The following is a 26,295-nucleotide window of genomic DNA, read 5'->3' on the forward strand; positions in this document are numbered from 1 at the left end:
CCACCGCGCGTTATCCCGACAAGGCAGCGGCGGGCGCGAAACCCCTCTTACAATCCTCCGCCGGGCACCCCATATTGGCTCAGACTGCCGTAAGGGCAGGTTGGGAGGAAGCCCTGCGCTTCTGGAAGGTGACATGAACATTCTCAAGCGTTTCCCTGCGTTCCTTGGCGCTCTCCTGCTGGGCGTCGCCATCACGGCCGCGGCGGTCGATTACGCCGACGCGCGCAGCGGCGGCGGCTTCGGCAGCCGTGGCGGGCGCACCTATACGGCGCCGTCGTCCACCACCACCGCGCCATCTGCGGCGCAGCCGATCCAGCGGTCCATGACGCCGGCACCCACCCAGGCGGCAAACGCCGCGACGGCCGGGCGCGGCGGCCTTTTCGGCGGCGGCCTCGGCGGTTCGCTGCTGCGCGGCCTCGCCATCGGCGGCCTGGTCGGCATGCTGTTCGGCGGCGGCTTTGGCGGCATGGCGGGCTTCCTCGGCCTGCTGGTTCAGGCCGCCCTGATCGCCGGCGTCGTGATGCTGGCGCTGCGTTTCTTCGCCAATCGCCGCCAGTCGGCACCGGCTCCGGCCGCGGCTGGGGCGCCCTATGGCATGAACCGCGAGTCCATGTTCGGCGGCGCGCCGGGTGGCTCCGGCTCTGGTCCCACCGGGCGCAGCGCGCTCGGCGGTCTTGGTGGCGGTCTTGGAAATGGCAACGCTGGCGGCAATGTCGGCGGCACGCCCTACCAGCCGGCGCCCGCGCGCCGGGTGAAGGACGAGATCGGCATCGGCGAGAAGGACTTCGAGGGGTTCGAGCGGCTGCTGCGCGAAGTTCAGGATAATTTCGCCCGCGAGGATTATGACGGCCTGCGCCAGCGCACGACGCCGGAAGTCATGTCCTATCTCTCGGAAGAACTCAGCCAGAACGCCACGCGCGGTGTCATCAATCGCGTCAGCGACGTGAAGCTCTTGCAGGGCGACCTGTCCGAGGCGTGGCGCGAGGGCGGCACCGAATATGCCACCGTCGCCATGCGCTACGAGATGCGCGACACCCTGCACGACCGCCAGACCGGCGTTCTCGCGTCGGACAGCATCGACAAGATGACCGAGACCACCGAGATCTGGACCTTCACCCGCCCCCGTGGCGGCGAGTGGAAACTCTCGGCGATCCAGGACGTGTAAGCAGGCCATTGAGGCCCGACGCCTGATGCGAAAACGACCCTCTCCCGCGTGCGGGAGAGGGTTTTTCTTTTTCCGAGAAGCAAGCCGTCTGCCAGAAGCCTTGTCCTGGGCCACTGAGCGCGCAGCGCGAGCGCAGACCCGGGACCCAGCGCAGAAATTCGGCGAAGCCGGCAATGGGCGCGGCCAGCGCCCTGCATCCGCGCCGCGCGGCGTCGCAGATGAATTGAAGCGCCTTCGGCGGGCCCGTGCGCTGGACCCCGGCTCTGCGCTCCGTCTTCGCCGTCGCTTGGCCAGGGCAAGATGGGGCGGTCCGGCGGGACCGCGGGCTTGAATGAAAATAATCCTAGAGACTATATTCCTTTTACCTCCAACCTGTGCTAGCTTGCCTTCACCTTGCACCAAGGAGGGGCGCGTCCGGAGCGGCCTGATGTGCGGTGTTTGGGGCGGTTGTCCGACGGGACCGGGATTAACGTCCCCGGAAACGTTAGCTAGAGGAGGCCCAAGGGCGTGACGCATGGATCCGGGACTGGTTCGTCCGGTGCTAATGGGAGAACCGATCACCCACTCGGCGTCAGCGAGAAGCCATAAATCACCGCGTGGGAGTGGAGGGGCGAAGGCCCTGATATCACCCATTTTACCCGACGCGCGTCTGCCGACGCGTCTCCACTCCCGCATCCCTCCACCCTCGCCGGAAACGGCGGGGATGTTGGTGTTGGGCACGACCCCTTCCGTTGGCGTCCCCTCCCCCCTTGCGGGGGAGGGCTAGGGTGGGGGGTATCTTTCCACTTGGTCCGGCGGGGGTGGCCCTGGCGGCACCATACCCCCCACCCCAGCCCTCCCCCGCAAGGGGGGAGGGAGCTAAAGGAAGGGGGAAACGGCGGGGATGTTGGTGTTGCGTTTCTTTCCCCGGCCAAGTGAGCGCGCAGCGCGAGCGCCGAGCCGGGGTCCAGCGCAAGGCGCCGCCGAAGGCGCTTCAATCCCTCCGGGCTGCCACGCAGCGCGGAGGCTCTGAACGCTGGTCGCGAGATGACGGCTTCGCCGGACCTTTGCGCTGGACCCCGGCTCTGCGCTCAAGCTGCGCTTTCGCTTGGCAAGGGAAAGAGCGCGAAGGCGGGCGCCGAGATGGTCGTCATGCTCCCCAAGTCCGCCAGCCTGTGCGACAATCCGTCCCAATGGCGCGGGGTGGGCGCGGCGGATGCCTCTACCTAATTAGGGAGCAGCAATCCGGGCCCCTCTGGCGCGACCAGTTCTTCTGGCGCGCGATGTCGGAACTGCTCCGACATTATGCCGGCGAGGGGTTCCGTGACCGATCATCCGACGTCATCTTCAGTTTCCGTTCGCCCGCGCCGCGCTTTGTTCGTCGTGAACCAACGCGCGCGCCAGGGTAGCGGGCCCATCGGCATGGTGCGCGAGGTGCTGGAGGATGGCGGCATCACGCTGCTGGATCAGCCGCTGCCGGAAGGCGAGGGCCTCTCCGACCTGATCCGCGCGCGTGCCAAGGATTGCGACCTGGTGATCGTCGGCGGCGGCGATGGCACCTTGAACGGTGCCGCGGAAGGCCTGTTCGATACCTCGCTTCCATTGGGCGTTCTGCCGCTCGGCACAGCCAATGATTTCGCCCGCACGCTCGGCATCCCCACCGACCCGCTCGCCGCCGCGCGCCTCATCGTCGAGGGCCGGCCGCACCATGTGGATCTCGGCGAGGTCAACGGCCACGCGTTCCTCAATGTCGCCAGCATCGGCTTTTCCGCCGATCTCGCCCGGGAACTGAGCGCCAAGGCCAAGAAAAAGTGGGGCAAGCTGGGCTACGGCATCACCGCCGCGCGCCTTCTCGCCCAGTCCCGCCTGTTCACCGCCTATATCGAGCATGACGGGACCATCGAAACCGTGCGCACGCTCCAGGCCTCGGTGGGCAACGGGCGCCATTACGGCGGCGGGATGACCGTGTCGCAGGACGCCACCGCCGACGACGGCACGCTCGATTTCTACAGCCTGGAAGTCGACCATTGGTGGAAGCTGCTGCTGCTCTTGCCCAGCCTGCGCGAAGGCACGCAGGGGCGGTGGAGCGACGTGCGCACCTTCCGCACCACCGAAGTGGTCATCCGCACCCGCAAGCCCCGGCCGGTGAACACCGACGGCGAACTCACGACCTGGACGCCGGCGCATTTCACCATCCGCCCGGCGGCGATCCGCGTCTATGCCCCGGAGACCCCGCCGGGGCCCCTGCATTACTCCCGCCGTTTCCTCCCCCCTCCCTCTCGACAGGATTGAAGAACAAGAGATGGACTATCTGCTGCAGCTTGCGGCCGACCCCGCCGCCTGGGTGGCCCTGATCACGCTGATCGCCATGGAGGTGGTGCTCGGCATCGACAATCTCATCTTCATCTCGATCCTCACCAACAAGCTTCCCGAGGCGCAGCGCTCGCGCGGCCGGCGCATCGGCATCAGCCTGGCGCTGATCTTGCGGCTTGCCCTGCTGGGCACCGTTGCGTTCATCGTGCGGCTCACCCAGCCGGTGTTCTCGATGTTCGATCACGCCTTCTCCTGGCGCGACATGATCCTGATCGCCGGTGGCCTGTTCCTGGTGTGGAAGGCCACCAAGGAAATCCACCACACGGTGGATCACGACCCCGAAGGCGACATGTTCGAGAGCGGCAAGGCGAGCATCACCTTCGCCGCCGCCATCGCGCAGATCCTCATGCTGGATCTGGTGTTCTCCATCGACAGCATCATCACCGCCGTGGGCATGACCGAGCACATTCCCATTATGGTGATCGCGGTCCTGGTGGCGGTGAGCGTGATGATGCTCGCGGCCGATCCGCTGGCGAAGTTCATCGCCAACAATCCGACCGTGGTGATGCTGGCCCTGGGCTTCCTCATCATGATCGGCATGACGCTGATCGCCGAAGGCTTCGGCGCCCATGTGCCCAAGGGCTACATCTATGCCGCCATGGCCTTCTCGGCCGGTGTCGAGGCGCTCAACATGCTGGCCCGGCGCGCCAAGCGCAAAGGCGGGCACGCCTGAGGATCGCGTGAGCCGGCCGCGCGGGGAACCTGGCGTCCCCCGCGCGGCTTGATCTGATGGAGCGGCCGACGTTGATCGGCCGCATTCGTCAGGTGTGTCGTGTCCCATGCGCCGGATCATATCTTTCCTCGCCCTGGCGGGCTGTCTTGCGGGGCTCGCGCCCTGGATGCTTCCCGCCGCCAAGCAGGGCGCGCGCCTGGTGATCGGGCATGACGATCCAGCGGTCCTCGCCGATTTCGTGCTGAGATCCCGCACCCCGGCGCAGACGCAGGGGGATATCGCGGCGGCGCTGGCGGCGGACGATCCCGACCTTGCCGCATCGGCGCTGGAATGGGCCGATGCGCGCGGCTTCGCGATCGCCCCGGACCTGCGGGCGAAGGTAGCGGCCGAGCAGACCGACACCGCCGTCGCCCTTCGCGCGGCGCGCAAGTTCGGCATGGGCTTCGTCACCGGCGTGCCCGACGACCTGCCGGGCCTTGCCGGCGCGGCGGCGGGCGACCTCACCGTGTGGGGCGACCTGCGGGATGCCAGCCGCGAGGGATGGAAATATGCCAATGGCGAGGCGGTGGACCCGCTTGTGCTGGGCCTCTCCGCTGCCGGCCTCGCCATCACCGCCGGCACTTACGCCACGTTCGGAGGCGGTGTGCCGGCGCGCATGGGCCTGTCACTGGTGAAGGCGGCGCGGCGCACCGGCAAGCTTTCCGCCGATTTTGCCGTCTATCTCGGGCGGATCGTGCGCGACAGCATCGACCTCTCGGCGCTGCGGCGGGCCGGGGGCACGCTGGACGCCGCCGCGTTGCGCGGCGCGGTGCGCCCGCAGGGGCTCGCCCGCGTGACGCGGGTGATGGGCGATCTCGGCACGGTGCAGGCCAAGGCCGGTAGCCGCGCAGCCTTCGAGGGGCTGGCGCTGGTGGACAATGGCGCGGACGTCGGCCGCCTCGCCAAGCTTGCCGAGAAGAAGGGCGGGCAGACCCTGTTCATCCTGCGCGCGGCGGGTCGCGGCGCGCTCGCGCTGACCGGCGCCGTGCTCTCGTTCCTGTGGTGGGGCATCGGCGCCGCTGTCTGGCTGGTGTGGCTGATCGCGGCATTCAACGGCTTCTGCGTCGCGCTGGTGCGGCCGCTGTGGCGGCGGCGGAAACGCCGCAGCGTTGGAACGTCAGGGATCGCGATGTCGCGAAGCCCGGCCTGAAACGCCTCTACACCGGGTGGAGCGTAAGCCAGTTGCGTGCTTGGCCATTCTTGATTGCATCCACCATGCGGTTGATTGCCAGAGCTTTGTCGGCGCCCTGGCTAGCGTTGATCGTCTGTGCCCATGTTTCCAATTGGCTCCCGATGGACCCGATCTCCCGATGGGAAGGATAGACCCAGGCGCCAAATCCCGCTCGCGTCAGGTGGTCCCTGCGGGAGGTGCGGGTTTCGTCAGCCGAAAGGCGGGCATAGATCCTGAACGTTCGATGGGTTCCCCAGGCATCCGCCCAGGCGAGGATATCCTGCTTGGCGGCTCTATGGTCCGACCCTTCCAGATGGACCAGGTCCACCAAGCCTCTCCATTGGGTGAAGCGCCGGTTTTCCCGTTTCTTTGCATCTTCCCCGGCTCCGGGACCTGCGGCGATTGCCTCCAGCGTATCCCGGAGCTTCTTTGCGAAGGCCATTGCAGCGGTGAAAGGCCCGGCGGCCTCCCAGCCTCCTGCGCCCATTGGGTCGTCGATACGGCTCACATTTGGCGGGCCGGGGATGATGTTGCCGAACGCCCAGAGTATCCGCTCCATGAGCCGTTCCAGCTTGTCCTGGTCGGTCCCGGCATTCGGCACGGCCTTGGTTTCGGAAGCGTATTTGGCGACGCTCTCAAGCACGGTTTCGCTGGTCGCAGTGATTGCCGCGCGACGCGCGGCGACGATCAGGTTCTGGGGGTAGATGTGATGGTTGGTGGTGGTGTTCAGGGTCAGCAGGCCGTTTGCAACGGCGCTTTGCCTCACGGCGTCGACCCAGTTCGGGAGATCGCCGGGCGTCGTATTCACCTGAATGGTCTCTTTGTTGATCGCCATAGGACCCCCCAATCCAAGATTGCAAGGTACACTCCTACGGATATCTAAAGTTGTAAATATAAAAACACGCACTCATTGCGCGCGCGCCGCTGCGCGCAAGCATTCAAGCGGGCGCCTTGGCAAAAAAAGAAACCCGCCCGGATCAGTCCGCCTGTTCGGCAGCCTCGGGATCGTCGCCGGCGATTTCCGCCAGAGCTTCCACGACGATGCGGCGGCCGGGGAGGTCCACCACCGGCACGGCGGCATTGGTGAACGGCACGAGCAGGGTCTTGCCGCCGTCCAGCGGCATGTATTCCAGGATGTCGCCAGCGCCGAAATCGAACATGGCGGTGACGGTGCCGAGCTTCACGCCGGCAGCGTCCTCGACCGAGAGGCCGATCAGGTCGGCGTGGTAGAATTCTTCCTCATCAGCCGGGGGCAGGGCCTCGCGCGGGACGAACAGGTCGGTATTGGTGAGCGCCTCGGCGGCGGTGCGGTCGTCCACGCCATGGAGGCGGACGACGAAATGGTCCTTTGCCGCGCGCAGGGAGGCAAGGCGGAATTCCCGCCCTTTAGCGTCCGTCAGGCGATAGGTCCTGAGCGCCAGCGGGTCCTCGCCGAACGCAAACAGGCGCACTTCGCCGCGCACCCCGTGGGGAGCGCCGATGCGGGCAATGAGGACGCGGTCAGTCATGAAAACAGGTCTCGATGCGCGTCATGCCCGGGCGAACCCGGGCATGACGAAACATGACAGGCGCGAAGCCTCACTCGGCGGATGCTTCAGCCGGGGCGGCGGCAGCAGCAGCGGCGGCCTCCGCCTTCTTGGCCCGCTCGGCGACGCGCTCCTGGGCCTTCTTGCCGGGCTCGCCCTTCTTGAGATTGCTGCGCGCATCGCGCTTCAGCAGGCCGAGGGTGTCGAGGAAGCGGGCGACGCGGTCGGTGGGCTGGGCGCCCTTTTCGAGCCAGGCCTTCGCCTTCTCGACGTCGAGCACAACGCGGTTTTCCGCGTCCTTCGCCAGCAGCGGGGAGAAGGTGCCGATCTTATCGATGAAACGGCCGTCGCGGGGCGAACGGGCGTCGGCGACGACGATGCGGTAGTACGGGCGCTTCTTGGCGCCGCCACGGGCGAGGCGGATCTTCAGGGACATGGTTTTCTTCCTTTCAAGTCTTTGATCGTTTGTCTTGGTGTCTCATGTCGTCCGCCCGGCATCGGATCCGGGACTGACGGCAATTTCAGAGGCCGCTCGGCAGCCGCTATTTCTTCTTTGGGCCTGCGAGGCCGGGTAGGCCACGCGGCATGCCGCCAAGGCCCGGCAGGTTGCCGGGGAAGGTCGGGGGAAGGCCCTTGCCGAGGCCGGGCATGGTGGGGGGAAGCCCGCCACCCCCTGCGCCAGACATGCCGCCCGGCATCTTCTCGGCCATCTGCTGCAGTGCCTCGGGCGAGGGCATGCCGCCGCCGCCCATGCCGAACATGCTGGCGAGACCGGCCATGGGGCCGCGCTTTCCGCCCTGGCCCATGGACTTCATCATGTCGGCCATCTGGCGGTGCATTTTCAGGAGGCGGTTGATCTCCTCCACCTTGGTGCCGGAACCGGCGGCGACCCGGCGCTTGCGCGAGGCGTCGAGCACCTTCGGGTTGCGCCGCTCGTGGCGGGTCATGGAATTGATGATCGCGGTCTGGCGCTTGAACACCTTGTCGTCGATGTTGGCGGAGGCGATCTGGTTCTTTATCTTACCGACGCCGGGCAGCATGCCCATCAGCCCGCTCATGCCGCCCAGCTTCTGCATCTGGGCCAGCTGGTCGCGCAAATCCTCCAGGTCGAAGGCGCCCTTGCGCATCTTCTCCGCGGTGGCCTTGGCCTTCTCGATGTCGATGTTCTCGACCGCCCGCTCCACCAGGGCGACTACGTCGCCCATGCCGAGGATGCGGCCGGCGACGCGCTTGGGGTCGAAATCCTCCAGCGCGTCCATCTTTTCGCCGGTGCCCATCAGCTTGATGGGCTTGCCGGTGACGGCGCGCATGGAGAGGGCGGCGCCGCCGCGCCCGTCGCCGTCGGCGCGGGTCAGGACGATGCCGGTGAGGCCGACGCGGTCATCGAATGCGCGGGCGGTGTTCACCGCGTCCTGGCCGGTGAGGCTGTCCGCCACCAGCAGGACTTCGTGCGGGTTGGTGGCGGCCTTGACCTCGGCCACCTCGGCCATCAGGGCCTCGTCCAGGGTGACGCGGCCGGCGGTGTCCAGCAGCACCACGTCGTAATTGCCGAACCGGCCCGCTTCCATCGCCCGGCGGGCGATCTGCACGGCGCTCTGGCCCGCCACGATCGGCAGGGTGGCGACGCCGACCTGCGTGCCGAGCGTCGCCAATTGCTCCATGGCGGCGGGGCGACGGGTGTCGAGCGAGGCCATCAGGACCCGGCGCTTGCCCTTCTCGGTCAGGCGCTTGGCGATCTTGGCGGTGCTGGTGGTCTTGCCCGAGCCCTGGAGGCCGACCATCAGGATCGGCACCGGGGCAACGGCGTTCAGGTCGATGGGGTCTGCGTCGGACCCCAGCATGGCGACCAGTTCGTCATGGACGATCTTGACCACCAACTGGCCGGGCGTGACCGACTTCACCACCTCGACGCCCACCGCGCGGGCGCGCACCTTCTCGACGAAGTCGCGCACGACTTCGAGCGCCACATCCGCCTCGATCAGGGCGCGGCGCACCTCGCGCATGGCTTCGGCGACGTCGGATTCGCTGAGTGCGCCGCGCCGCTTGAGCTTGTCGAGTATGCCGCCAAGGCGGTCGGAAAGGTTATCGAACATGGGTCCGCCCGGTGATCTCCGGCCTTTCGGCCAAAGGTGTCTCGCGAGGATGCGCCCAACGCCGAACACGCCCGAGGGCGCAACGCGCTGTCGGGCGGGGACCTCCGGGATCTGGTCCCGGTCGGCTGGATCGGCGTGGCCGTCCTCTTGAAGGGGGCGTTCTTAGCATTGGAAGCGGGGCGAGACAATGGCAGCGCATTGCCTCGCGTTATCAGGAGCGATCTTGGCTGGGAGCGGTCACTTCACCCGTTCGAGCACGCTCACATAATTGGCGACCGCCGCGCCGCCCATATTGAAGATGCCGGCGAGCTTGGCGCCTTCGATCTGCATGTCGCCGGCCTCGCCCATGAGCTGCATGGCGCAGAGCACATGCATGGAGACGCCGGTGGCGCCGATCGGGTGGCCCTTGGACTTCAGACCGCCCGAGGGGTTCACCGGCAGCTTGCCGCCCTTCTGGGCAATGCCTTCGCGCACCACCTTGTAGCCTTCGCCCGGCTTGGCGAGGCCCATGGCCTCGTATTCCAGCAGTTCGGCGACCGTGAAGCAGTCGTGGGTCTCCACCAGGTCGAGATCATCCAGGGTGATGTTGCCCATTTCCAGCGCCTTCATCCAGGCGCGCCGGGCGCCCTCGAAGGTGGTGGGGTCGCGGCGCGACATGGGCATGATGTCGTTGGCATGGGTGCGGGCGCGGAAGGCGATGCCGCGCGCCAGCGTTTCGGCGACTTCCGGCGCCGCGATCACCAAAGCGGCGGCGCCGTCGGAGACCAGCGAGCAGTCGGTGCGGCGCAGCGGGCCGGCGACATAGGGGTTCTTCTCCGACACCGTGTTGCAGAAGTCGAAGCCGAAGTCCCGGCGCATCTGCGCATAGGGGTTCGAGACGCCGTTCTTGTGGTTCTTGGCGGCGATGTGCGCCAGTTCCTCGGAACGGTCGCCGTAACGCTGGAAATAGGATTGGGTGATGCGGCCGAACACGCCGGCAAAGCCGCCCTGGATGTCCGCCTCTTCCTTGCGATAGCAGGCGTTCAGCAGGATGTCGCCGACCTCGGCGGTAGGCTTGGCGGTCATCTTTTCCGCGCCTACCACGAGGGCGATCTTGCCGCGTCCGCTCTCGATGAAGTCGAGCGCCGAATGGATCGCGGCCGAGCCGGTGGCGCAGGCATTCTCGACGCGGGTCGCGGGCGTATAGGCCAGCTCCGGCACGGAGAGGGCGGGCATGGCGCCCTGGAAATCCTGCTTCTGGAAGCCGGAATTGAACACGCCGACGAAGATGCCGTCCACCTGGCCCGGCTCGATGCCGGCATGCTCGATGGCGGCGCCCGACACCCGGCCCATCAGCGCCTCGGTGTCGGCGTCTTCCAGCTTTCCGAAGGGGGAGTGGGACCAGCCCACGATGGCAGCTTTGGTCATGTGATCCTCCTGTGCGCGCCCTTCGCGCCAATTTTCATATTTGAGCCGGGCGCACCCAAGCGCGCCCGGCGGTGAAAATCAATCGGCGGTTTTGTCAGGTAAGAGGCTGGCGGCGATCAGCCGGTCCGCCATCTCGCCCGCCACCAACGCCGGCCCACCGGCGCCGAACAATTGCCCGGTGACGAAGGCGCCTTCCATGAGCAGCAGCAGGCCGTCCCCCAGCGCCTCGGGGTCGCGCGCGCCCATCTCGCCCGCCATCTGGTGCAGCCGGGCGCGCAGCGCCGCCTTGGCCGCTTCCGCGACCTTGCGGGCAGGGTGGTCTGGTTCCGGATATTCCACCGCCGCATTGGTCAGGGCGCAGCCGCGCCAGCGGGCCTTGCCGGCGCCGGAGCGTGTGCGCTGGCGGGCGAAGAAGGCGCGGATCTGGCCGCGCGGATCACCGGGCGCCTGCGCCGCCGCCGCCTCGAAACGGCCCCAGAATGTCGCGTCATAGCCGCGCAGAAAATCCGCCGCGAGTTCGTCCTTGGAGGCGAAGGCGCGGTAGAGGCTCGGCTTGGTGACGCCCGCCTTGGTGACGATCTCGTCCACCCCCACGGCGCGGATGCCCTGCGCGTAGAACAGGTCGTGCGCGCTCTCGCGGATGCGGTCCGCCGCGCGCTTGGGCTTTTCCACCGGGGCGTCCGGCGGCATTTCGGCGTTCGCCATATTTTGGCCTTGCAATGTTACTGACCGGTACGTATCTTCCGGCTCCCAATATACGTACCGGTTAGTCACATGGCAATATCCATCAAGCGCCCCTTCGGCCAGAAGTACGCATTCGTGGTGGTGGGGGTGGTGTTCCTCGCCCTGCTGGTCTCAGCCGGGCGGGCCTCCGCGCCCGGTGTTCTGCTGCTGCCGCTTCAGGAGGCGTTCGGCTGGAGCCGGGGCATCATCTCCTTCTCCGCCGGCATGGGCATCTTCCTCTATGGCCTCGCCGGTCCGTTCGCCGCCGCCGCCATGCAGACCTTCGGCATTCGCCGCACCATGATGATCGCGCTGGCGATGATGTCGGCGGCCACCTTCACCAGCGGCTTCATGAGCGAGGCGTGGCACCTCATCATCACCTGGGGCATCGTCGGCGGCATCGCCGGTGGTGGCGTCGCCATCGTGCTGGCCGGCACCGTGGCAAACCGCTGGTTCTCCACCCATCGCGGCCTTGTCATGGGGCTGCTCACCGCCTCCACCGCCACCGGAACCCTGCTGTTCCTGCCCGCGCTCGCGGCACTGGTGGAGTATGCCGGCTGGCGCGCCGTGGTGTGGACCGTCTCCGGCGCGGCGGCGGTTCTGGTGCCCCTGGTGTGGCTGCTGGTGCCCGAGCGGCCGGAGAGCATCGGCGTCCTCCCCTATGGCGCCACCGCGCCGACGCCGCCCGCGCCCTCGCGCGGCAATCCGATCGTCGTCGCCTTCAAGACGCTCGGCATGGCGGTGAAGCGGCGGGATTTCTGGCTGCTGTTCGCCACCTTCTTCATCTGCGGCTTCACCACCAACGGCCTGGTGGGCACGCACATGATCGCTTTGTGCTCGGACAATGGCATCCCCGAAGTGCGCGCCGCCGGCCTGCTGGCGATGATGGGCTTCTTCGACCTGTTCGGCACCACCGCGTCGGGCTGGCTGACCGACCGCTACGACGCCCGCAAGCTGCTGTTCGTCTATTACGCCCTGCGCGGGCTTTCGCTGATCTACCTGCCGTTCTCGGATTTCTCCTTCTACGGCCTCTCCCTGTTCGCGGTGTTCTACGGCCTCGACTGGATCGCCACCGTGCCCCCCACCCTGAAACTCGCCACCCAATCCTTCGGCGAACGCGACGCCCCCATCGTCTTCGGCTGGATCGTCGCCGGGCACCAGTTGGGCGCAGCGAGTGCGGCGGTGTTCGCGGGGGTGATGCGCGATGCCAATGGGACGTATCTGCAGGCGTTTGTTATTGCCGGGGCGACGGGGGCGCTGGCGGCGGTGTTGTCGCTGTTGATTGGGCGGGGGAGGCGGGAAGGGGTGGTGAGGGGGGAGGTGCGGGTGGCGTGAGGATTTTGTTCGCGTGGAGCCTCACGGCGAAGGGGAAGGCCGGGATAAGGGTGGTCATAGAATCTCTAGGCATCGTAATGATCAGCGGCACCTTCATATCTCCAGCCCAACTCATGAAAGTCCGCTCTGAAATTGCCATTTCGACGATTTTCAGTTAAAGATGCCAACTTGGCGTGTTAAGGTGCTGCATGATCTACAGGCTAGAGATCGAAAATTTTTTCTCGATCCGTGATCAACAGGTGCTCGACCTATCGATCGACGGCAAAGTCCCCGACCCTGAAGGGCGCTTTGCAACGATTTTTGAGGGGGCCGCGGTGCGCGCCCCGAGGGTCGTGGCGCTCTATGGGGCCAACGCATCAGGCAAAACAACAGTTCTGCGAGCTTTGGAATTCATCGTTTCGATGATCAGAGACAGCGTGCAGCGTGCAGAGCCCGGATTCAACGGCTGTGAGCGCTTCAACGACAAAGAATCTTGTGAACGCCCAATCCGTCTTGCTATTGAGCTTGGCGGCGTCGTGAATCTTACGCCCGAAGTCGCTCGCCGCGCTGAAGCAGGAGAAAAGGTTGAGCAAGGTACTTACCGGTACGAATTGACAATTGAGGTCAAGCAGGGCGTTCCGCAGCGAATAATCAGTGAAGCGCTTCGGCAAAGACCGGATGGTCAAGGAAGGTGGCAGCGTGTCTTTGAGCGCGATGCCGAGGGAGAAGTGAAGGATTCTAAGTCCTTTAACCTATCTGGTTTCCGCCATCTAGTTAAGACGCTCGCTAATAATCATACAGTACTATCGTCATTTGCAAAGTTTCAGCATCCATCCTCTCAACTCTTTGTTCATGCCGCACGAAAGGCGCTGTTCCAGATAGGGTCCGTACACTCGTTTATGGATAGTGACGTGATCAGGTATCTGAAAGATCAGCCCGCCGTATTGTCGCGACTGAAGAGTGAGTTGAGCCGGATCGACGTCGGTGTAGAAAATGTTCGCTTCGAAGATAAAGGCAACGGCCCAGTTCTCCTATTCAAGCATTTAGGTTTACAAGTCGAAATGAATTGGCTGCTTGAAAGTCATGGGACGCGCGCTTTTATAAAAATGTTTCCTTTCATCATGACTGCCCTTGATAGCGGTGGTTTAGTTGCCATTGACGAAATGGATGCAGCTATTCACCCCATTGTTTTGCCGGAGTTGGTGCGTTGGTTCTACGACTCGCTAAACAGAAATAAGCTCGACGCGCAGCTCTGGCTGACCTGTCATTCAGCCTCGCTACTTGATGATCTTCTTAAAGAAGAAATCGTGCTCTGCGAGAAGGATAGGCAGGGCCGGACCCACCTTCACAGTCTTATGGATGTAAAGGTTCGACGTGATGAGAACCATTATCGCAAATATCTCAGCGGCGCCTATGGCGGCGTACCGCTCCTGGGATGAGACGCCGCCCGCCTCACATTCCGCAGCGCCGGCCGATCTATGTCGGTTGCGAGGGAGCTTCTGAGGTTGGCTACGCAAGTTTCCTGCAGGATTTGATTCGAGATTCAAATCTACCGGTGCATCTAATAATCGAGGAACTCGGGCCTGGTGCCGGTGATCCGCTCGCACGCATTAACAAGGCCGTACAGCGTCTATCGGTTCTGCGTCGAACGCGCACGACTCCGCGAGAAAGATTTGCTCTGCTGGATCATGATCAGGCGGAGCGGGATCTGAACAGAGCAAATCAGGCACTCCGTATCGCGTCTGACAATGACATTACAATCATCTGGCAGATCCCTTGCTTCGAAGCGGTGCTCCTTAGGCACATGCCGGGTAGGTCCGGCAATAGACCGATTGACACTCCAACGGCCTGCAGAGAGTTGCGGCGCGATTGGCCAGAATACACCAAGCCAATGACACGCATGGAGCTTGCGAGGCGCATCGACCGCGCTGCGGTATTGCGGACGGCTGCGGTTGAACCCGGGCTGGAATGCCTATTGCGTTGCATTGGGCTCATCTAGTCGATTGACAATGGCGCTGAGGCTAACTCAGTTCCGTCTGCTCACTTTTCAGTCAATCCCCCTCAACTCAACCCCCCGATCACTCCATCCGCATCCACAAAAATCCCCTCTGCCGCAGGCACCGAGGGCAGGCCCGGCATGGTCATGACATCCCCGGTCAGCGCCACCACGAACCCCGCCCCAGCCGACAACCTAACCTCGCGGACCGGGATGACATGGCCGGTGGGGGCGCCCCGCAGCGTCGGGTCGGCGGAGAAGGAGTATTGGGTCTTCGCCATGCACACCGGCAGGTGGCCGAAACCGGCGGCCTCGATCTCGGCGATGCGGGTTGTCGACATCGGTGTGTATGTCACCCCCGACGAGCGATAGATCTGCTTCGAAATGGTCTCGATCTTGTCCTTGATCGACATGACATCGGGATAGAGGGTGCGGAAACTGGCGGGCTGTTCGGCCAGCGCCACCACCTCCCGCGCCAGCCCCTCCGCCCCCGCCCCGCCGTCCGCCCAATGGCTGCACACATGCACGCTCACCCCGAGCGGGGCGAGGGCTGCCTGCACCATCTCGATTTCGGCGGGGGTATCGGACAGGAAACGGTTCAGCGCCACCACCACGGGCAGCCCGAATTTTCGCATATTCTCCACATGGCGCAACAGGTTAGCAGTACCGATGCGCACGGCCTCAACGTCCTCGGTGCCGAGCTGTTTCACCGGCACGCCGCCGTGCATTTTCAGCGCGCGCACCGTCGCCACCACCACGGCGGCGGAGGGGGCAAGGCCCGCCTGCCGGCACTTGATGTCGAGGAACTTCTCCGCCCCCAGATCCGCGCCAAACCCCGCTTCCGTCACAACAAAATCCGCCAAGGCCAACGCCGAGCGGGTGGCAATCACCGAATTGCAGCCATGGGCAATATTGGCAAAAGGGCCCCCGTGAACGAACGCCGGCGTGTACTCCATGGTCTGGACGATGTTGGGCTGGAAGGCATCCCGCAGCAGCGCCAGCATGGAGCCGATGCCCTTCAGCGCGCCGGCCTCCACCATGCGCTTGCCCCGGGTCTGTCCGATCACCATGCGCGAGAGGCGATTCTCCAGTTCTTCCAGGTTCTTAGCGAGGCAGAAGATCGCCATGACCTCGCTCGCAACCGTGATGTCGAAGCCGTCTTCGCGCGGGAAGCCGTTCGCCGGCCCGCCGAGGCCGACCGTCACCTGCCGCAGCGCCCGATCGTTCAGGTCCATGACCCGGCGCCAGGAGATGCGGCGGGAGTCCAGATCGAGCGCATTGCCCCAGTAGATGTGGTTGTCGATCAACGCCGACAACAGGTTGTTCGCGGCCGATATCGCGTGCAGATCACCTGTGAAATGCAGGTTGATGTCCTGCATGGGAATGATCTGCGCATGCCCGCCGCCGGTCGCCCCGCCCTTGGCGCCGAACACCGGACCGAGCGAGGGTTCGCGCAGGCAGATGGCGGCTTTCTTGCCGATCCGCGCCAGCGCATCGCCGAGCCCGATCGTGGTGGTGGTCTTGCCCTCGCCCGCAGGCGTGGGGCTGATGGCGGTGACGAGGATCAGCTTGCCCGGCGCCCGCGTCTCAAGGGTCTTGATATAGTCGAGCGAGAGCTTGGCCTTGTAGGGACCATACCTGAAGATGCCGGCTGCGGGGATATCGAGCCGTGCCGCCACTTCCTCGATGGGCAGAGGCGTGACGCTCCCGGCGATGGCGGCATCGCTGTTGGGGTCGAGCACGCGGGCCGGATTCTGGTGGGATGCCAGCTGGTTCATGGGCTTTCAGCCTCATCCTTGAAACGGTTGGTGATGGGGTAGCGGCGGTCGCGGCCGAAATTGCGCAGCGTGACCTTCACGCCCGGCGCGGCCTGACGGCGCTTGTATTCCGCCCGCGCCAGCAGGTGCTCGACGCGGGCTATGGTTGCCGGGTCGAAGCCGTCCGCCGCGATCTCGGCGACCGATGCCTCGCCCTCTATGAGGCGAGCGAGGATGGCGTCGAGGACGGGATAAGGCGGCAGGCTGTCCTGGTCGGTCTGGTTCTCGCGCAATTCGGCGGTGGGCGGCTTGTCGATGAGCCGCTGCGGAATGACCTCGCCGTCCGGCCCCTTGGCGCCCAAGGGTTTCCAGCCATTGCGCAGGCTGGCGAGCCGCAGAACCTCGGTCTTGTAGAGATCCTTGATGGGATTGAACCCGCCGTTCATGTCGCCATAGAGGGTGGCGTATCCGGTGGACATCTCGGACTTGTTGCCGGTGGTCAGCACAAGCGCCCCGAACTTGTTCGATACCGACATGAGCAGCGTGCCGCGAACGCGAGACTGGAGGTTTTCCTCCGTCACGTCGCGCTCCGCGCCATCGAAGGCAGGCGCCAGAACGGCCTCCAGAGCTTCGACCGCAGGCGAAATCGGCAACGTCTCGTAGCGTACCCCAAGCGTCTTCGCGACGGCGGCGGCGTCTACGAGGCTATCGTTCGAGGTGAAGCGATAGGGCATCATGAGGCAGTGGACCTTGTCCGCGCCCAAGGCGTCCACCGCCAGGGCCGCCACCAGCGCACTGTCGATGCCGCCGGAAAGGCCCAGCACCACGCCGGGAAATCCGTTCTTCTCCACATAGTCCCGCAGGCCGAGCATACAGGCGGCATAGTCCGCGCCATCCCCCTCGGTGCGCTCGGCCAGGGGCGCCTCCATGCAGCGCCAGCCGCTTTCAAAGCGTTGCCAATGCGTCATGCGCACCCGTTCGACGAAGGTCGGGAACTGCATGGCAAGGCTACGGTCGGCGTTGAGCGCGAAGGAGCCGCCGTCGAACACCAGTTCGTCCTGCCCGCCCACGGCGTTCACATAGAGCAGCGGCAGGTCGGTCTCCACCACGCGGGCGACGGCAACGGAGGCGCGCTCATCATAAACCGTGCGGCGATAGGGCGACGCATTGGGGACGATCAGGATTTCGGCGCCGGTCTCGGCCAGGCACTCGGCCACGTCGCCGGCCCAGATGTCCTCGCACACCGGCACCCCGAGCCGCACGCCCCGGAACGGGATCGGCCCCGGCATGGGGCCGGATGCGAACACCCGCTTTTCGTCGAACACGCCGTAATTGGGCAGGTCCACCTTGTAGCGGACCGCCGCGATGGTTCCCACCTCCAACAGCAGAACGGCATTGTAGAGGCGCCCATTGTCCACCCACGGCGCACCGAGCAGCAGGGCGGGGCCGTTCACGCTTTCGGCGGCCAGCGCCTCGACGGCCGAACGGCAGGCGCGCTGGAAAGCCGGCCGCAGCACCAGATCCTCGGGGGGATAGCCGGAGATGAAAAGCTCGGAGAACACCACGAGATCGGCGTCCTGCCCGGCGGCGGCATCGCGTGTGCGCCGAACCCGTTCCGTGTTGCCCGCCACGTCGCCTACGATAGGATTGAGCTGCGCCACCACGATGCGAAGCGTCTCGGCGGGCGCGAAAGAGCGGTCGGTCATGGGCGGGAAGTGCCTATGCCGATTTCCTCAATCACCTTTGAGCGGGAGAGGGCCGGTTGATTCACGAACAAAGCGTCGAACATCATGGCCTGAGTTTTAAAGGAAACCACGCCCCTGGGGAAAGGGCCTGCCGCTGCCATCCTCACTCCGCTGCCGCCGGAAGTGCTTCCGCGGGGTGTGCGCCCATGGGGCGTAGGTCTGAAGCCTGTAGGTGATCGCTGCCCCAATCGCGCAGCGCGAGAACGGCGCCACGCAGCGCCTCGCCCTTAAAGGTCAGCCGGTAGCCCACCTGCGGCGGCACGGCGGGATAGACGGTGCGCAAGATCACGCCGTCTGCCTCCATCTCCCGCAAGGCCTTGGAAAGAATGCGCTGTGAGACGCTGGGCATCAGCCGGCGCAGTTCGGAGAACCGCTTTTCGCCCGAGAACAGATGATAGATCGTGCCGCCCTTCCACTTGGCGCCGATGATCTCCATTGCCGCCTCGACCGGGCAACCTGCATGGCCATATCCCACATGGCGCTTGGCCATCTTCAGACTCCTCACCGTCTTCGCCGAAGATAGCCAAAGGCTTGCGGTGTCGCCACTCCATGCCGTCACCGGATGGCTCTACGGGGCATCTTGGCCAGGGTCGGCCTCCCCGATATACCGTATGCACGTCAGCCAATCCGGTGCGTCATGCTCGATCCCTTCCTTGCCGGCCGTCTCACCTTCACGCCCGCCGAACAGCCGGTGCAGAAGCCGCCTCTGGTGCCGGGGCGCAATCCGCTTGGGCTGTTCGCGGAGCGCGACGCCATCCTGGTGGTGCCGGAAGGCATCGACCCTGATGTGCCGACCCCGCTCATGGTGCTGTTTCATGGCGGTGGCGGGCACGCCGAGAAAATCCTGCCCATGATGGAGCAGCACGCCATGGCGCGCGGCTTCCTTCTGCTGGTGCCCCAGTCGCAATTCCCCACCTGGGATATCGTCATCGTCGGCAATGGGCCGGACCGGGAGCGGCTGGACCTCTCGCTGGCGGAAGTGGCGGCGCACTACACGCTCGACCCCACGCATATCTGCTTTGCCGGCCACTCCGACGGTGGGTCCTATGCTCTGTCTCTCGGGCTGACCAACGGGCAGTTCGTGACGCACATCATCGTGTCATCGGCCGGCTTCATGTCGGTTCAGCATCAGGAGGGCGCGCCGCGCATTTTCATGTCGCACGGCATCGCAGACGAACAGATCCTCATCGACCGCAGCGCGCGCGCCCATTCCTACCTGTTGAAGCAGGCAGGCTACGACATCACCTATTTGGAATATAACGGCCCCCACGCCTATCAGCCCCCGGTGGTCGCGCTCGCGGTGGACTTCTTCATGGGCGATGTGTCGGGGCATGTGCCCGGCTGAGCGTATCAATTGCGATACAACGTCACCCAAAGGTGCCGTCTTGCGCATAAGCGCCTGCCTACGACATGGAGGGGCAGGGTTTTCTGACCTGTCGGAGTTTTTCAATGAAAGCCATCGGCTACACCCAGTCGCTTCCCATCACGGAGGTGCGTTCCCTGTTTGACTTCGAGGCGCCCACGCCCGAACTGGCCCCGCGTGACCTGCTGGTGCGGGTGAAGGCGATTTCCGTCAATCCGGTGGACACGAAGGTGCGTATGCGCCGGCAGGGGACGGATGCGGCGCCGGTCATTCTCGGCTGGGACGCGGCCGGCGTGGTCGAGCAGGTGGGGGCGGACGTGACCCTATTCCAGCCCGGCGATGAGGTCTATTACGCCGGCAGCCTGCCGCGCGCCGGAACCAATGCCGAACTGCACGCGGTGGACGAGCGCATCGTCGCACTCAAGCCCAAATCTCTCTCCTTCGGCGAGGCCGCGGCGCTGCCGCTCACCTCCATCACCGCCTGGGAGGCGCTGTTCGATCGCCTGCGGCTGCCGGCTGGCAAGGGCGGCGTTGCTGGCAATGTGCTGATCGTCGGGGCGGCGGGCGGTGTCGGCTCCATCGCCACGCAATTGGCTCGGCGCCTGACCTCCTGCACAGTCGTCGGCACCGCCTCCCGCCCCGAAAGCACCAAATGGGTGAAGGAATTGGGCGCGCACCATGTCATCGACCACCGCAAGCCACTGTCCGAGGAACTGAAGGCGATCGGCATCCCCGCCGTGGACGCCGTGTTCGCCGTCACTCAAACTGACAAGCACTGGAGCGAGATCGTCACGGCTTTGAAGCCGCAGGGTGTGATCTGCGCGATCGACGATCCTGGCCCCATCGACCTTTCTCTGCTGAAGCCGAAGGCGGGCACGTTCGTGTGGGAATTCATGTTCACGCGCTCGCTGTTCGAGACGCCCGACATGCTGGCACAGCACCAACTGCTCACGGATGTCGCGGGCCTCGTGGACGAGGGTCTGTTGCGGACCACGGTCGGCGCGAACTTCGGCACCATTTCGGCGGAAAATCTGAAGCGCGCCCATGCCGCCCTGGAAGGCGGCGCGAGCATCGGCAAGATCGTACTCGAAGGCTGGTAGGCCGCGCTCGTCCCTGTCAGGCGCTTGGCATCTGGCAGGGCTGGCCTCTGGCAGGGCTGGCGTCAGCGTTTCGCCGAGCGGCGGGTTGCCGGCGCTTTTGCCGGTGCCGCCGTACCCTGTTCCTGGCGCACCGCGCGGATGCGCTCGGCAAGGTTCGGCGGCGGATCGCTCGCTTCTGGCGCAGCCTCTCCCGCTACCCGTCCAAGCACGCGAGCGGCGACGTCGCTCAATGTCTCCCGCAGCACATCGAGGTCCGCCTCGCGCGCCGCCAGAGCCGCCCGCTCTTCCCTGGTCTTTGCGAGTGCGCCGTCCATCATCGCGTGGTCGGCGCGGAGCATGCCCAGTTCCTCGCGCAGGCGCAGTGCCTCGGTCTCTGCGGTGGCAAATTCGCTTGCACGGCGCGTCTCGGTTGCCTGCGCCACCGACTGGGTTGCGGCAAGGTCGGCGCGGCTGGCGTCAAGTGAACCGGACAGGTTTGCGACCTCCATCTCCAGGCGTGTGATGGCCTCAGCCCGCGTTTCGGCGGTCGCAAGACTGTCGGCGAGCGCGGACCGCTCCTCGGCCAATTCGCCTTCGAGACGGGTGCGCTGGGCTTCCAGTTCAGCTTCCAGGCGGGCGTGTTCTGAAGCGGTATGGGCACGCAAAGTGGCATGCGCTTCCTGCTCCGACGCCAGCATTCCTTCAAGCTCGGCAATTCGCCCGCGTGTTGTCGCGATCTCGTCGCGGGCGCTCGCAAGCTCCGTTTCCAGCCGAGCGATGGTGGCCGTGAGGATGGCGATGGTAGCTTCACGCGCTGCAAGGGTCGCGTCGAGGCCGTCGCCCCGCGCGGTCTGTGCGGTGAGGTCGGCGCGGGTGCGCTCGAGCGCGGCGCGGGTCTCGGTCAACTCTGCGGTCCGCTGGGTGAGGCCGGATTGGGTCTCCTCCAGTGCGGCGGCGGTCGCTGCGAGGGTCTGGGTGCGCTCCTTGAGCGCGGTTTCCTCGGCATTAAAGCGCACGGTCAGGGCGTCGTGTTCGGCGGTCTTCGCGGCAAGGTCACGTTCGAGGCCGACGATTTTAAGCCGGTGTTGTTCGAGCGTCCGCGCGTCCGTGGTCACGGTTTCGCGCAGCGCGTCGATCTGAAGCTCAAGCCGGCGCTGGTTGAGCGCGAAGCTGGCGCGCTGGTGATCCTTGGAGGCCTGAATCTCGAACATCGATACCGGCACCGCCGACTCGATGCGCCGCGTGGTCAGCCGAACCGCGCGATTCCACACGGCGGGCAGCACCATGAGAGCCATCAGCGTCGCCACGAGGACGCCGAGAACGAAGAACATGATCTGTTCGATCACGCGGAACCTGCACTTTCACCGCTTGGGGCGCCGAACATACGATGTCAGGCGCCCGCTTGCCAGCACCCCCGGACGGGCTGCTGAGATATGGCAAACGTCAGAACGGGTTCCAGGTGGCGCTCGGTGTGAACTTGAGATAGCCGAGGTTGGCGCCCAGCCGTACGCCGACGCCTGAGCGGATCGGCACCACGACGATGTTGTCGGCGGTGAGGGCGGTCATGCCGAAGCCGGCGACGAGATAGGCCGAGCCGGAGATGCCGCCGAACCGGCGGAAAATATCGTCCACGGTGCGCATGTTATAGACCAGAACCATGGTGCGGGCGCCATCGCCGCCGAAGTCCCAACCCAGCGATGGGCCCTGCCAATACACCTTCAGGTCGCCTGCATTGCGGGTGTAGAGCACGCCCTCGCCATAGCGCAGGCCGCCGACGAATGCGCCGCCGCCTTCCTGGCCCAGGATATAGCCGTTGGGCTGACCCCATTGGCTGGTGGCCTTTTCGATGGCCAAGGCCAGCCCTTTCGAGACGCTGCCGAAGAAGGAATGGCCCTTGGTCATCAACTCGTTGGTGGAATAGGGCGCCGGCTGAGCGCGCGGCGGCGGCGGCTGCTGGGCGAAAGCCGTGCCGGAAAGTGCGGTGAAGAGAAGAGCCAGTGCGGCAAGGAGGGCGGAACGCGGAGCGGCTTTGGCGGTCATTGGCGTCTCGCAAAGAGCGTCATGGACAGGGCGCCGCGAATCGGCACGGCAATCTCTCGAATCACTGTGACGCAGAAAAGGCGGCGAGCAAGGCCTCCTGCGATTGTGCGCCGGCTTGTGGCCTTGGGGGTGGGGGTATATTCAGGCGCATCTTTCATTTCGCGGGATCAGCCGGCCTCTGCCGGTCCCCGCCGCCACGCGGAACCGCCATGTCCGAAGCTCCCGTGACGCCTGCACCCGAACAAATCGTCATCTCCGCCCTGGACCTTGCAGCACTCCTCTGCTCACGGGTTTGCCACGACGTGATCAGTCCGGTGGGCGCCATCGTCAACGGCCTTGAAGTGCTTGAAGACGAAAACTCCGCTGACATGCGCGAGGTGGCGCTTGACCTCATCGCCAAGAGCGCGCGGCAGGCATCCGCCCGGCTCCAGTTTACCCGGCTCGCCTTCGGGGCGGCGGGTTCGGCCGGTGCCACCATCGACCTTGGCGACGCCGAGGCCGTGGTGCGCGGCATGATGGAAGACACCCGCACCAAGATCGAATGGACAGTCCCGCGCGAGTTTCAGCCGAAGAATCGGGTGAAGCTTCTGCTGAACCTCACGCTGCTCGCCGGCACGACGATCCCGCGCGGTGGCGTGATCACGGTCTCGGCAGCGTCGGGCGGGCCCTCCGTTGGTTTCGTCCTCACCATGGCGGGCGCGAGCGCGCGCATCCCGGTCGCCTTGCCCCGTCTGATCGCCGGTGGCGCGCTTGAGGATGGGCTCGATGCCCACGCAATCCAGCCGTTCTACGCAGGCATGCTGGCACGCGAAGTCGGCTTGGCGATCGTGTTCGCGCAGGATGGCGACACGGTTACCCTCTCGGCTCTTCCGGTCTGAGCCGCTCGCCCCCGGCCTTTCAGCCGGGGGCGAGCAACCGATCCCACGGCGTCAGGCCGTGACGAGCGGCTTGAGCCTGGCTTCGATCTGCTGCCGGCGTCCTTCAAGGAAAGGCGGCAAGGCGAGCTTTTCGCCCAGTGTCTCCATGGGCTCGTCGGAGGCGAATCCCGGTCCGTCGGTGGCCAACTCGAACAGAATGCCGTTGGGCTCGCGGAAATACAGGCTGCGGAAATAGAAGCGGTCCACCGGCCCCGAAGACGGCATCCGGTGCTTTTTCAGCAGTTCCGCCCAGGCGTCGTATTCGCCGAAGGTCGGTACGCGGAACGCCACATGATGCACCGCGCCGGCGCCCTGTCCGGCCGGCGCCAAATTGGGCTCGACCCGCACATGGAGTTCGGCGGCCGGTCCGCCTTCGCCCATCTCATAGACCGCAACCTCGACTCCGTCCGCCGCCGCATAGGCGCGGACCTTTCGCATGCTCATGACTGTGGTCAGCACCGCGTCGGTGGGCGCAAGCTCGGGCACCGAAAGGGTGATGGGGCCGAGGCCGCGAATCTGATGTTCCGTCGGCACCGAGCTGCGTCCCCAAGGCACGCCCGGGCCGTTGCCGCCATCAGCCACCAGGCTCAGGCGCTGGCCTTCCGCGTCCTCGAATTCAAGCGTGGCGCGGTCGTCGCGTATGGCTATGGCTTCAGCCGAAACGTCCTTTTCTCTGAGGCGCGCGGCCCAATAGTCCAGCGCCGCCTCGTCCCGAACCCGCAGCGCGGTGCGCACCACCGAGCGGGTGCCGCGCCGCTCCGGGCTTGCGGGCCAGTCGAAGAAGGTCAGGTCGGTGCCGGGGTTGGCTTCGCCATCGGCATAGAACAGATGGTAGGCCGAGGTGTCGTCCTGGTTCACCGTCTTCTTCACGAGGCGCATGCCCAGCGTGTCGGTGTAGAAATGATGGTTATAGGCCGCGTCGGCGGTCACGGCGGTCAGGTGATGAATTCCGGTGAGCTGCATGGCTCGTCTCCCGGAGCGGCTTTCGGCCGCTCCTTTCGTGGCCCCACATGCTGGGGCGTTCGTACTCACAGGTAGTGCGGAGATACGGGCGGTGCGAGCGGTGGTTTTGCAAGGCGACATTGCAGGCGTGCATGGAACTGCGCTTTCGCGGAATTTAAAATTTGCAAATGGGACAGAGGTTCACAGAGTTGGCGCGAGCCGGGCCAAAGCATTTCTGCGTGTTGTTCTCATTCCATCCGCGCCAAAAGCGCGCTAAGGCGTTTCCATGTCCTACGCCGTGAAGGAAATGTTCAAGACCCTCCAGGGGGAGGGCGCCCATGCCGGGCGTGCGGCGGTATTTTGCCGTTTTGCCGGCTGCAATCTCTGGTCCGGCCGGGAGGCCGATCGCGCGCAGTCCATCTGCCAGTTCTGCGACACAGATTTCATCGGCATGGACGGGGAGGGCGGCGGTCGCTTTGCCGATGCCGATGCGCTGGCCGATGCGTTGGTGCGCACCTGGGACGGCACGAAAGCGCGTCGCTTCGTGGTTTTCACCGGCGGCGAGCCGCTGTTGCAGATCGACGACGGCTTGGTGGCGGCCGCCCATGCCCGGGGCTTCGAGATCGCGATCGAGACCAACGGCACTTTGACCCCGCCGCAGGGTATCGACTGGATCTGCGTGAGCCCCAAGGCCGGGGCTGAGTTGGTCGTTCTCAGGGGCCAGGAACTGAAGCTTGTCTATCCCCAGCCTACGCTTCTGCCTGATAGCGTTGCCGGGCTCGATTTTGCCCATTTTTTCCTTCAGCCGATGGACGGGCCGGAGCGCATTTCAAATACCAGCGCAGCCGTGGATTATTGTCTCAGCCATCCACAATGGCGCCTGTCGCTCCAGACCCATAAGATGATCGGCATTCCTTGAGGGCATATCGTGCGGATTACCCAGGCGTTTAATTTCGAGGCGGCCCATCGCCTTCCCAATGTTCCCGCGACCCACAAGTGCTTCCGCATGCATGGGCATTCCTATCGGGTGGAACTGGTTCTTGACGGCGATGTGGACCCCTTTACCGGCTTCGTTGCGGATTTCTTCGATGTGGAAGCCGCGTTCGCCCCGCTTTTGAAGCAACTCGACCATTTCTGCCTGAATGAGGTCGAGGGGCTGGAAAACCCCACCGCGGAGCACATCGCCATCTGGATCTGGCAGCGCGCCAAGCCGCTCCTAGAGCCGCTCGCTTTGGTGCGGGTGTTCGAGACGCCGCTCTCCTGGGCGGAATACGACGGAAGCTGAGGGGCGCCGGAGACGATCAGGTACCGGCTTTCGCCATGGCCGGGACGAGCCCGGCCATGGCCGACCTTGGCGAAGCGTGGGGCAGTTAGTGCGCCCGTGACACGAAATCGTGGAACGTCTTGAGCTGGCCGGCGATGAAATCGCGGGTCGGCTGGTCTGTGAGTTCGCCGCCCTCGCTGACCTTCTTGTGCACGGCACCCACCATCACCTCGGGCACGTTCATCACGCTCGCATCCAAGAACACGAAAATCTGGCGTAGGTGATACTGTGCGCGGGCGCCGCCGAGGACACCCATGGACGCCGACTGGATCAGCACCGGCTTGCCCTTGAACGGCTGGTTGGGCAGGCGCGACACCCAGTCGATGGCGTTCTTCAGGCCACCAGGAACTGAATAATTGTATTCCGGCGTGACGACGACAACGGCGTCGGCCGCGCGGATGGCATCCCCCAGCGCGGTGACTTTCTCCGGAAAACCTTCCGCCTGTATGTCCGCATCATAGATCGGTAGTTCCGCCACTGAAGGCAGCAACTCCACCTCAACCCCTTCCGGGACGAGATCTTTCAAGGCCCGCGCGATCGCTGCGTTGTAGGAGCCTTTGCGCACGCTGCCGACCAGAACCACCCATTTCATCGCACGTTCTCCCTGAGTTTATTCGGCTCCCTGAACGCCGAGGGACTGCCGCCGCGTCGTGCTCTCGCATGGCGCGG

Annotated in this window: 25 protein-coding genes; 12 read left to right on the forward strand and 13 right to left on the reverse strand. The window is 65.3% G+C overall.

Annotated features, from left to right (window positions below; all coding sequences use genetic code 11):
* The first annotated feature begins 133 nt into the window (after positions 1-133).
* From ADADO0_RS17175 to ADADO0_RS17190, 4 genes are all read left to right on the forward strand, one after another.
* Complete coding sequence (locus tag ADADO0_RS17175) at positions 134-1,165, forward strand: TIM44-like domain-containing protein (protein WP_511306404.1); 1,032 nt, start codon at positions 134-136, stop codon at positions 1,163-1,165.
* A 1,302-nt stretch (positions 1,166-2,467) separates the two neighbouring features.
* Complete coding sequence (locus ADADO0_RS17180) at positions 2,468-3,436, forward strand: lipid kinase (RefSeq protein WP_511306405.1); 969 nt, start codon at positions 2,468-2,470, stop codon at positions 3,434-3,436.
* Positions 3,437-3,446: 10 nt separating this feature from the next.
* Positions 3,447-4,190: a TerC family protein gene (locus tag ADADO0_RS17185; RefSeq protein WP_511306406.1), complete on the forward strand. Its 744-nt coding sequence runs from the start codon at positions 3,447-3,449 to the stop codon at positions 4,188-4,190.
* A 106-nt stretch (positions 4,191-4,296) separates the two neighbouring features.
* Entirely contained in the window at positions 4,297-5,379 is a 1,083-nt protein-coding gene (locus ADADO0_RS17190) for a hypothetical protein (RefSeq protein WP_511306407.1), read from the forward strand.
* A 7-nt stretch (positions 5,380-5,386) separates the two neighbouring features.
* Here ADADO0_RS17190 and ADADO0_RS17195 read toward each other — a convergent pair whose 3' ends face one another.
* From ADADO0_RS17195 to ADADO0_RS17220, 6 genes are all read right to left on the reverse strand, one after another.
* Positions 5,387-6,235 (reverse strand): hypothetical protein, encoded by an 849-nt coding sequence (locus tag ADADO0_RS17195; protein ID WP_511306408.1) that lies wholly within the window; start codon positions 6,233-6,235, stop codon positions 5,387-5,389.
* Between the two features lie 142 nt (positions 6,236-6,377).
* A complete protein-coding gene (gene rimM, locus ADADO0_RS17200; protein WP_511306409.1) occupies positions 6,378-6,908 on the reverse strand; it encodes a ribosome maturation factor RimM in 531 nt (176 codons plus the stop codon).
* Positions 6,909-6,978: 70 nt separating this feature from the next.
* Positions 6,979-7,362, reverse strand: coding sequence for a 30S ribosomal protein S16 (gene rpsP / locus ADADO0_RS17205; RefSeq protein WP_511306410.1), 384 nt, complete (start codon positions 7,360-7,362; stop codon positions 6,979-6,981).
* Between the two features lie 106 nt (positions 7,363-7,468).
* Complete coding sequence (ffh, locus tag ADADO0_RS17210; RefSeq protein ID WP_511306411.1) at positions 7,469-9,019, reverse strand: signal recognition particle protein; 1,551 nt, start codon at positions 9,017-9,019, stop codon at positions 7,469-7,471.
* A 237-nt stretch (positions 9,020-9,256) separates the two neighbouring features.
* Entirely contained in the window at positions 9,257-10,426 is a 1,170-nt protein-coding gene (locus tag ADADO0_RS17215; RefSeq protein WP_511306412.1) for an acetyl-CoA acetyltransferase, read from the reverse strand.
* A 78-nt stretch (positions 10,427-10,504) separates the two neighbouring features.
* Positions 10,505-11,131, reverse strand: a complete 627-nt coding sequence (locus tag ADADO0_RS17220; RefSeq protein WP_511306413.1) for a TetR/AcrR family transcriptional regulator — start codon at positions 11,129-11,131, stop codon at positions 10,505-10,507.
* 69 nt (positions 11,132-11,200) lie between these two features.
* On the opposite strand from ADADO0_RS17220, the gene ADADO0_RS17225 reads away from it, so the two are divergent.
* From ADADO0_RS17225 to ADADO0_RS17235, 3 genes are all read left to right on the forward strand, one after another.
* Positions 11,201-12,484: an MFS transporter gene (locus tag ADADO0_RS17225; RefSeq protein ID WP_511306414.1), complete on the forward strand. Its 1,284-nt coding sequence runs from the start codon at positions 11,201-11,203 to the stop codon at positions 12,482-12,484.
* Positions 12,485-12,672: 188 nt separating this feature from the next.
* Positions 12,673-13,902 carry an AAA family ATPase gene (locus ADADO0_RS17230; protein WP_511306415.1) on the forward strand — a complete coding sequence of 410 codons (1,230 nt, stop codon included), beginning with the start codon at positions 12,673-12,675 and terminating at the stop codon, positions 13,900-13,902.
* Entirely contained in the window at positions 13,899-14,462 is a 564-nt protein-coding gene (locus ADADO0_RS17235; RefSeq protein WP_511306416.1) for an RloB domain-containing protein, read from the forward strand. Before ADADO0_RS17230 ends, ADADO0_RS17235 begins: the two co-directional genes overlap by 4 nt.
* Positions 14,463-14,524: 62 nt before the next feature.
* Here ADADO0_RS17235 and ADADO0_RS17240 read toward each other — a convergent pair whose 3' ends face one another.
* From ADADO0_RS17240 to ADADO0_RS17250, 3 genes are all read right to left on the reverse strand, one after another.
* Complete coding sequence (locus ADADO0_RS17240) at positions 14,525-16,237, reverse strand: formate--tetrahydrofolate ligase (protein ID WP_511306417.1); 1,713 nt, start codon at positions 16,235-16,237, stop codon at positions 14,525-14,527.
* Positions 16,234-17,922 (reverse strand): NAD+ synthase, encoded by a 1,689-nt coding sequence (locus ADADO0_RS17245; protein WP_511306418.1) that lies wholly within the window; start codon positions 17,920-17,922, stop codon positions 16,234-16,236. The genes ADADO0_RS17240 and ADADO0_RS17245 overlap by 4 nt, the downstream gene beginning before the upstream one ends.
* A 142-nt stretch (positions 17,923-18,064) precedes the next feature.
* Positions 18,065-18,451, reverse strand: a complete 387-nt coding sequence (locus tag ADADO0_RS17250; RefSeq protein WP_511306419.1) for a winged helix-turn-helix transcriptional regulator — start codon at positions 18,449-18,451, stop codon at positions 18,065-18,067.
* A gap of 147 nt (positions 18,452-18,598) precedes the next feature.
* Here ADADO0_RS17250 and ADADO0_RS17255 point away from each other — a divergent pair, with 147 nt between their 5' ends.
* Both ADADO0_RS17255 and ADADO0_RS17260 read left to right on the forward strand, forming a co-directional pair.
* Positions 18,599-19,306, forward strand: a complete 708-nt coding sequence (locus ADADO0_RS17255) for an alpha/beta hydrolase (protein WP_511306420.1) — start codon at positions 18,599-18,601, stop codon at positions 19,304-19,306.
* A gap of 104 nt (positions 19,307-19,410) precedes the next feature.
* Positions 19,411-20,424, forward strand: coding sequence for a zinc-binding alcohol dehydrogenase family protein (locus ADADO0_RS17260; RefSeq protein WP_511306421.1), 1,014 nt, complete (start codon positions 19,411-19,413; stop codon positions 20,422-20,424).
* Positions 20,425-20,486: 62 nt separating this feature from the next.
* On the opposite strand, the gene ADADO0_RS17265 is transcribed toward ADADO0_RS17260, so the two are convergent.
* On the reverse strand, positions 20,487-21,749 hold the full coding sequence (locus ADADO0_RS17265; RefSeq protein WP_511306422.1) for a hypothetical protein: 1,263 nt from the start codon (positions 21,747-21,749) through the stop codon (positions 20,487-20,489).
* A gap of 97 nt (positions 21,750-21,846) precedes the next feature.
* A complete protein-coding gene (locus ADADO0_RS17270; RefSeq protein WP_511306423.1) occupies positions 21,847-22,443 on the reverse strand; it encodes a DUF1134 domain-containing protein in 597 nt (198 codons plus the stop codon).
* Positions 22,444-22,652: 209 nt separating this feature from the next.
* On the opposite strand from ADADO0_RS17270, the gene chpT reads away from it, so the two are divergent.
* The gene (gene chpT, locus ADADO0_RS17275) at positions 22,653-23,321 is read left to right on the forward strand and encodes a histidine phosphotransferase ChpT (protein ID WP_511306424.1); all 669 of its coding nucleotides are present in this window, start codon (positions 22,653-22,655) and stop codon (positions 23,319-23,321) included.
* Positions 23,322-23,372: 51 nt separating this feature from the next.
* On the opposite strand, the gene ADADO0_RS17280 is transcribed toward chpT, so the two are convergent.
* Positions 23,373-24,323, reverse strand: coding sequence for a ring-cleaving dioxygenase (locus ADADO0_RS17280; RefSeq protein ID WP_511306425.1), 951 nt, complete (start codon positions 24,321-24,323; stop codon positions 23,373-23,375).
* Between the two features lie 265 nt (positions 24,324-24,588).
* On the opposite strand from ADADO0_RS17280, the gene queE reads away from it, so the two are divergent.
* Both queE and queD read left to right on the forward strand, forming a co-directional pair.
* Positions 24,589-25,221, forward strand: a complete 633-nt coding sequence (queE, locus tag ADADO0_RS17285) for a 7-carboxy-7-deazaguanine synthase (RefSeq protein ID WP_511306426.1) — start codon at positions 24,589-24,591, stop codon at positions 25,219-25,221.
* A 9-nt stretch (positions 25,222-25,230) separates the two neighbouring features.
* Positions 25,231-25,587: a 6-carboxytetrahydropterin synthase QueD gene (queD, locus tag ADADO0_RS17290; protein ID WP_511306427.1), complete on the forward strand. Its 357-nt coding sequence runs from the start codon at positions 25,231-25,233 to the stop codon at positions 25,585-25,587.
* An 85-nt stretch (positions 25,588-25,672) separates the two neighbouring features.
* Here the strand turns inward: queD and ADADO0_RS17295 are convergent, their stop codons facing one another.
* A complete protein-coding gene (locus ADADO0_RS17295) occupies positions 25,673-26,218 on the reverse strand; it encodes an NADPH-dependent FMN reductase (RefSeq protein WP_511306428.1) in 546 nt (181 codons plus the stop codon).
* Positions 26,219-26,295: the final 77 nt, after the last annotated feature.

This window comes from Aquabacter sp. (assembly GCF_965279295.1).
Taxonomy (GTDB): domain Bacteria; phylum Pseudomonadota; class Alphaproteobacteria; order Rhizobiales; family Xanthobacteraceae; genus Aquabacter.

Bases quoted from the DNA above. Each gene is read 5' to 3' on its own strand.
- ADADO0_RS17250 (WP_511306419.1), bottom strand. From the start codon at position 18,451: ATGGCCAAGCGCCATGTGGGATATGGCCATGCAGGTTGCCCGGTCGAG.
- chpT (WP_511306424.1), top strand. From the start codon at position 22,653: ATGTCCGAAGCTCCCGTGACGCCTGCACCCGAACAAATCGTCATCTCC.
- ADADO0_RS17190 (WP_511306407.1), top strand. From the start codon at position 4,297: ATGCGCCGGATCATATCTTTCCTCGCCCTGGCGGGCTGTCTTGCGGGG.
- ffh (WP_511306411.1), bottom strand. From the start codon at position 9,019: ATGTTCGATAACCTTTCCGACCGCCTTGGCGGCATACTCGACAAGCTC.
- ADADO0_RS17280 (WP_511306425.1), bottom strand. From the start codon at position 24,323: ATGCAGCTCACCGGAATTCATCACCTGACCGCCGTGACCGCCGACGCG.
- ADADO0_RS17185 (WP_511306406.1), top strand. From the start codon at position 3,447: ATGGACTATCTGCTGCAGCTTGCGGCCGACCCCGCCGCCTGGGTGGCC.
- ADADO0_RS17215 (WP_511306412.1), bottom strand. From the start codon at position 10,426: ATGACCAAAGCTGCCATCGTGGGCTGGTCCCACTCCCCCTTCGGAAAG.
- ADADO0_RS17295 (WP_511306428.1), bottom strand. From the start codon at position 26,218: ATGAAATGGGTGGTTCTGGTCGGCAGCGTGCGCAAAGGCTCCTACAAC.
- ADADO0_RS17225 (WP_511306414.1), top strand. From the start codon at position 11,201: ATGGCAATATCCATCAAGCGCCCCTTCGGCCAGAAGTACGCATTCGTG.
- ADADO0_RS17235 (WP_511306416.1), top strand. From the start codon at position 13,899: ATGAGACGCCGCCCGCCTCACATTCCGCAGCGCCGGCCGATCTATGTC.
- ADADO0_RS17240 (WP_511306417.1), bottom strand. From the start codon at position 16,237: ATGAACCAGCTGGCATCCCACCAGAATCCGGCCCGCGTGCTCGACCCC.
- ADADO0_RS17270 (WP_511306423.1), bottom strand. From the start codon at position 22,443: ATGACCGCCAAAGCCGCTCCGCGTTCCGCCCTCCTTGCCGCACTGGCT.
- ADADO0_RS17230 (WP_511306415.1), top strand. From the start codon at position 12,673: ATGATCTACAGGCTAGAGATCGAAAATTTTTTCTCGATCCGTGATCAA.
- ADADO0_RS17220 (WP_511306413.1), bottom strand. From the start codon at position 11,131: ATGGCGAACGCCGAAATGCCGCCGGACGCCCCGGTGGAAAAGCCCAAG.
- ADADO0_RS17195 (WP_511306408.1), bottom strand. From the start codon at position 6,235: ATGGCGATCAACAAAGAGACCATTCAGGTGAATACGACGCCCGGCGAT.
- queE (WP_511306426.1), top strand. From the start codon at position 24,589: ATGTCCTACGCCGTGAAGGAAATGTTCAAGACCCTCCAGGGGGAGGGC.
- ADADO0_RS17255 (WP_511306420.1), top strand. From the start codon at position 18,599: ATGCTCGATCCCTTCCTTGCCGGCCGTCTCACCTTCACGCCCGCCGAA.
- ADADO0_RS17175 (WP_511306404.1), top strand. From the start codon at position 134: ATGAACATTCTCAAGCGTTTCCCTGCGTTCCTTGGCGCTCTCCTGCTG.
- rimM (WP_511306409.1), bottom strand. From the start codon at position 6,908: ATGACTGACCGCGTCCTCATTGCCCGCATCGGCGCTCCCCACGGGGTG.
- ADADO0_RS17260 (WP_511306421.1), top strand. From the start codon at position 19,411: ATGAAAGCCATCGGCTACACCCAGTCGCTTCCCATCACGGAGGTGCGT.
- rpsP (WP_511306410.1), bottom strand. From the start codon at position 7,362: ATGTCCCTGAAGATCCGCCTCGCCCGTGGCGGCGCCAAGAAGCGCCCG.
- ADADO0_RS17245 (WP_511306418.1), bottom strand. From the start codon at position 17,922: ATGACCGACCGCTCTTTCGCGCCCGCCGAGACGCTTCGCATCGTGGTG.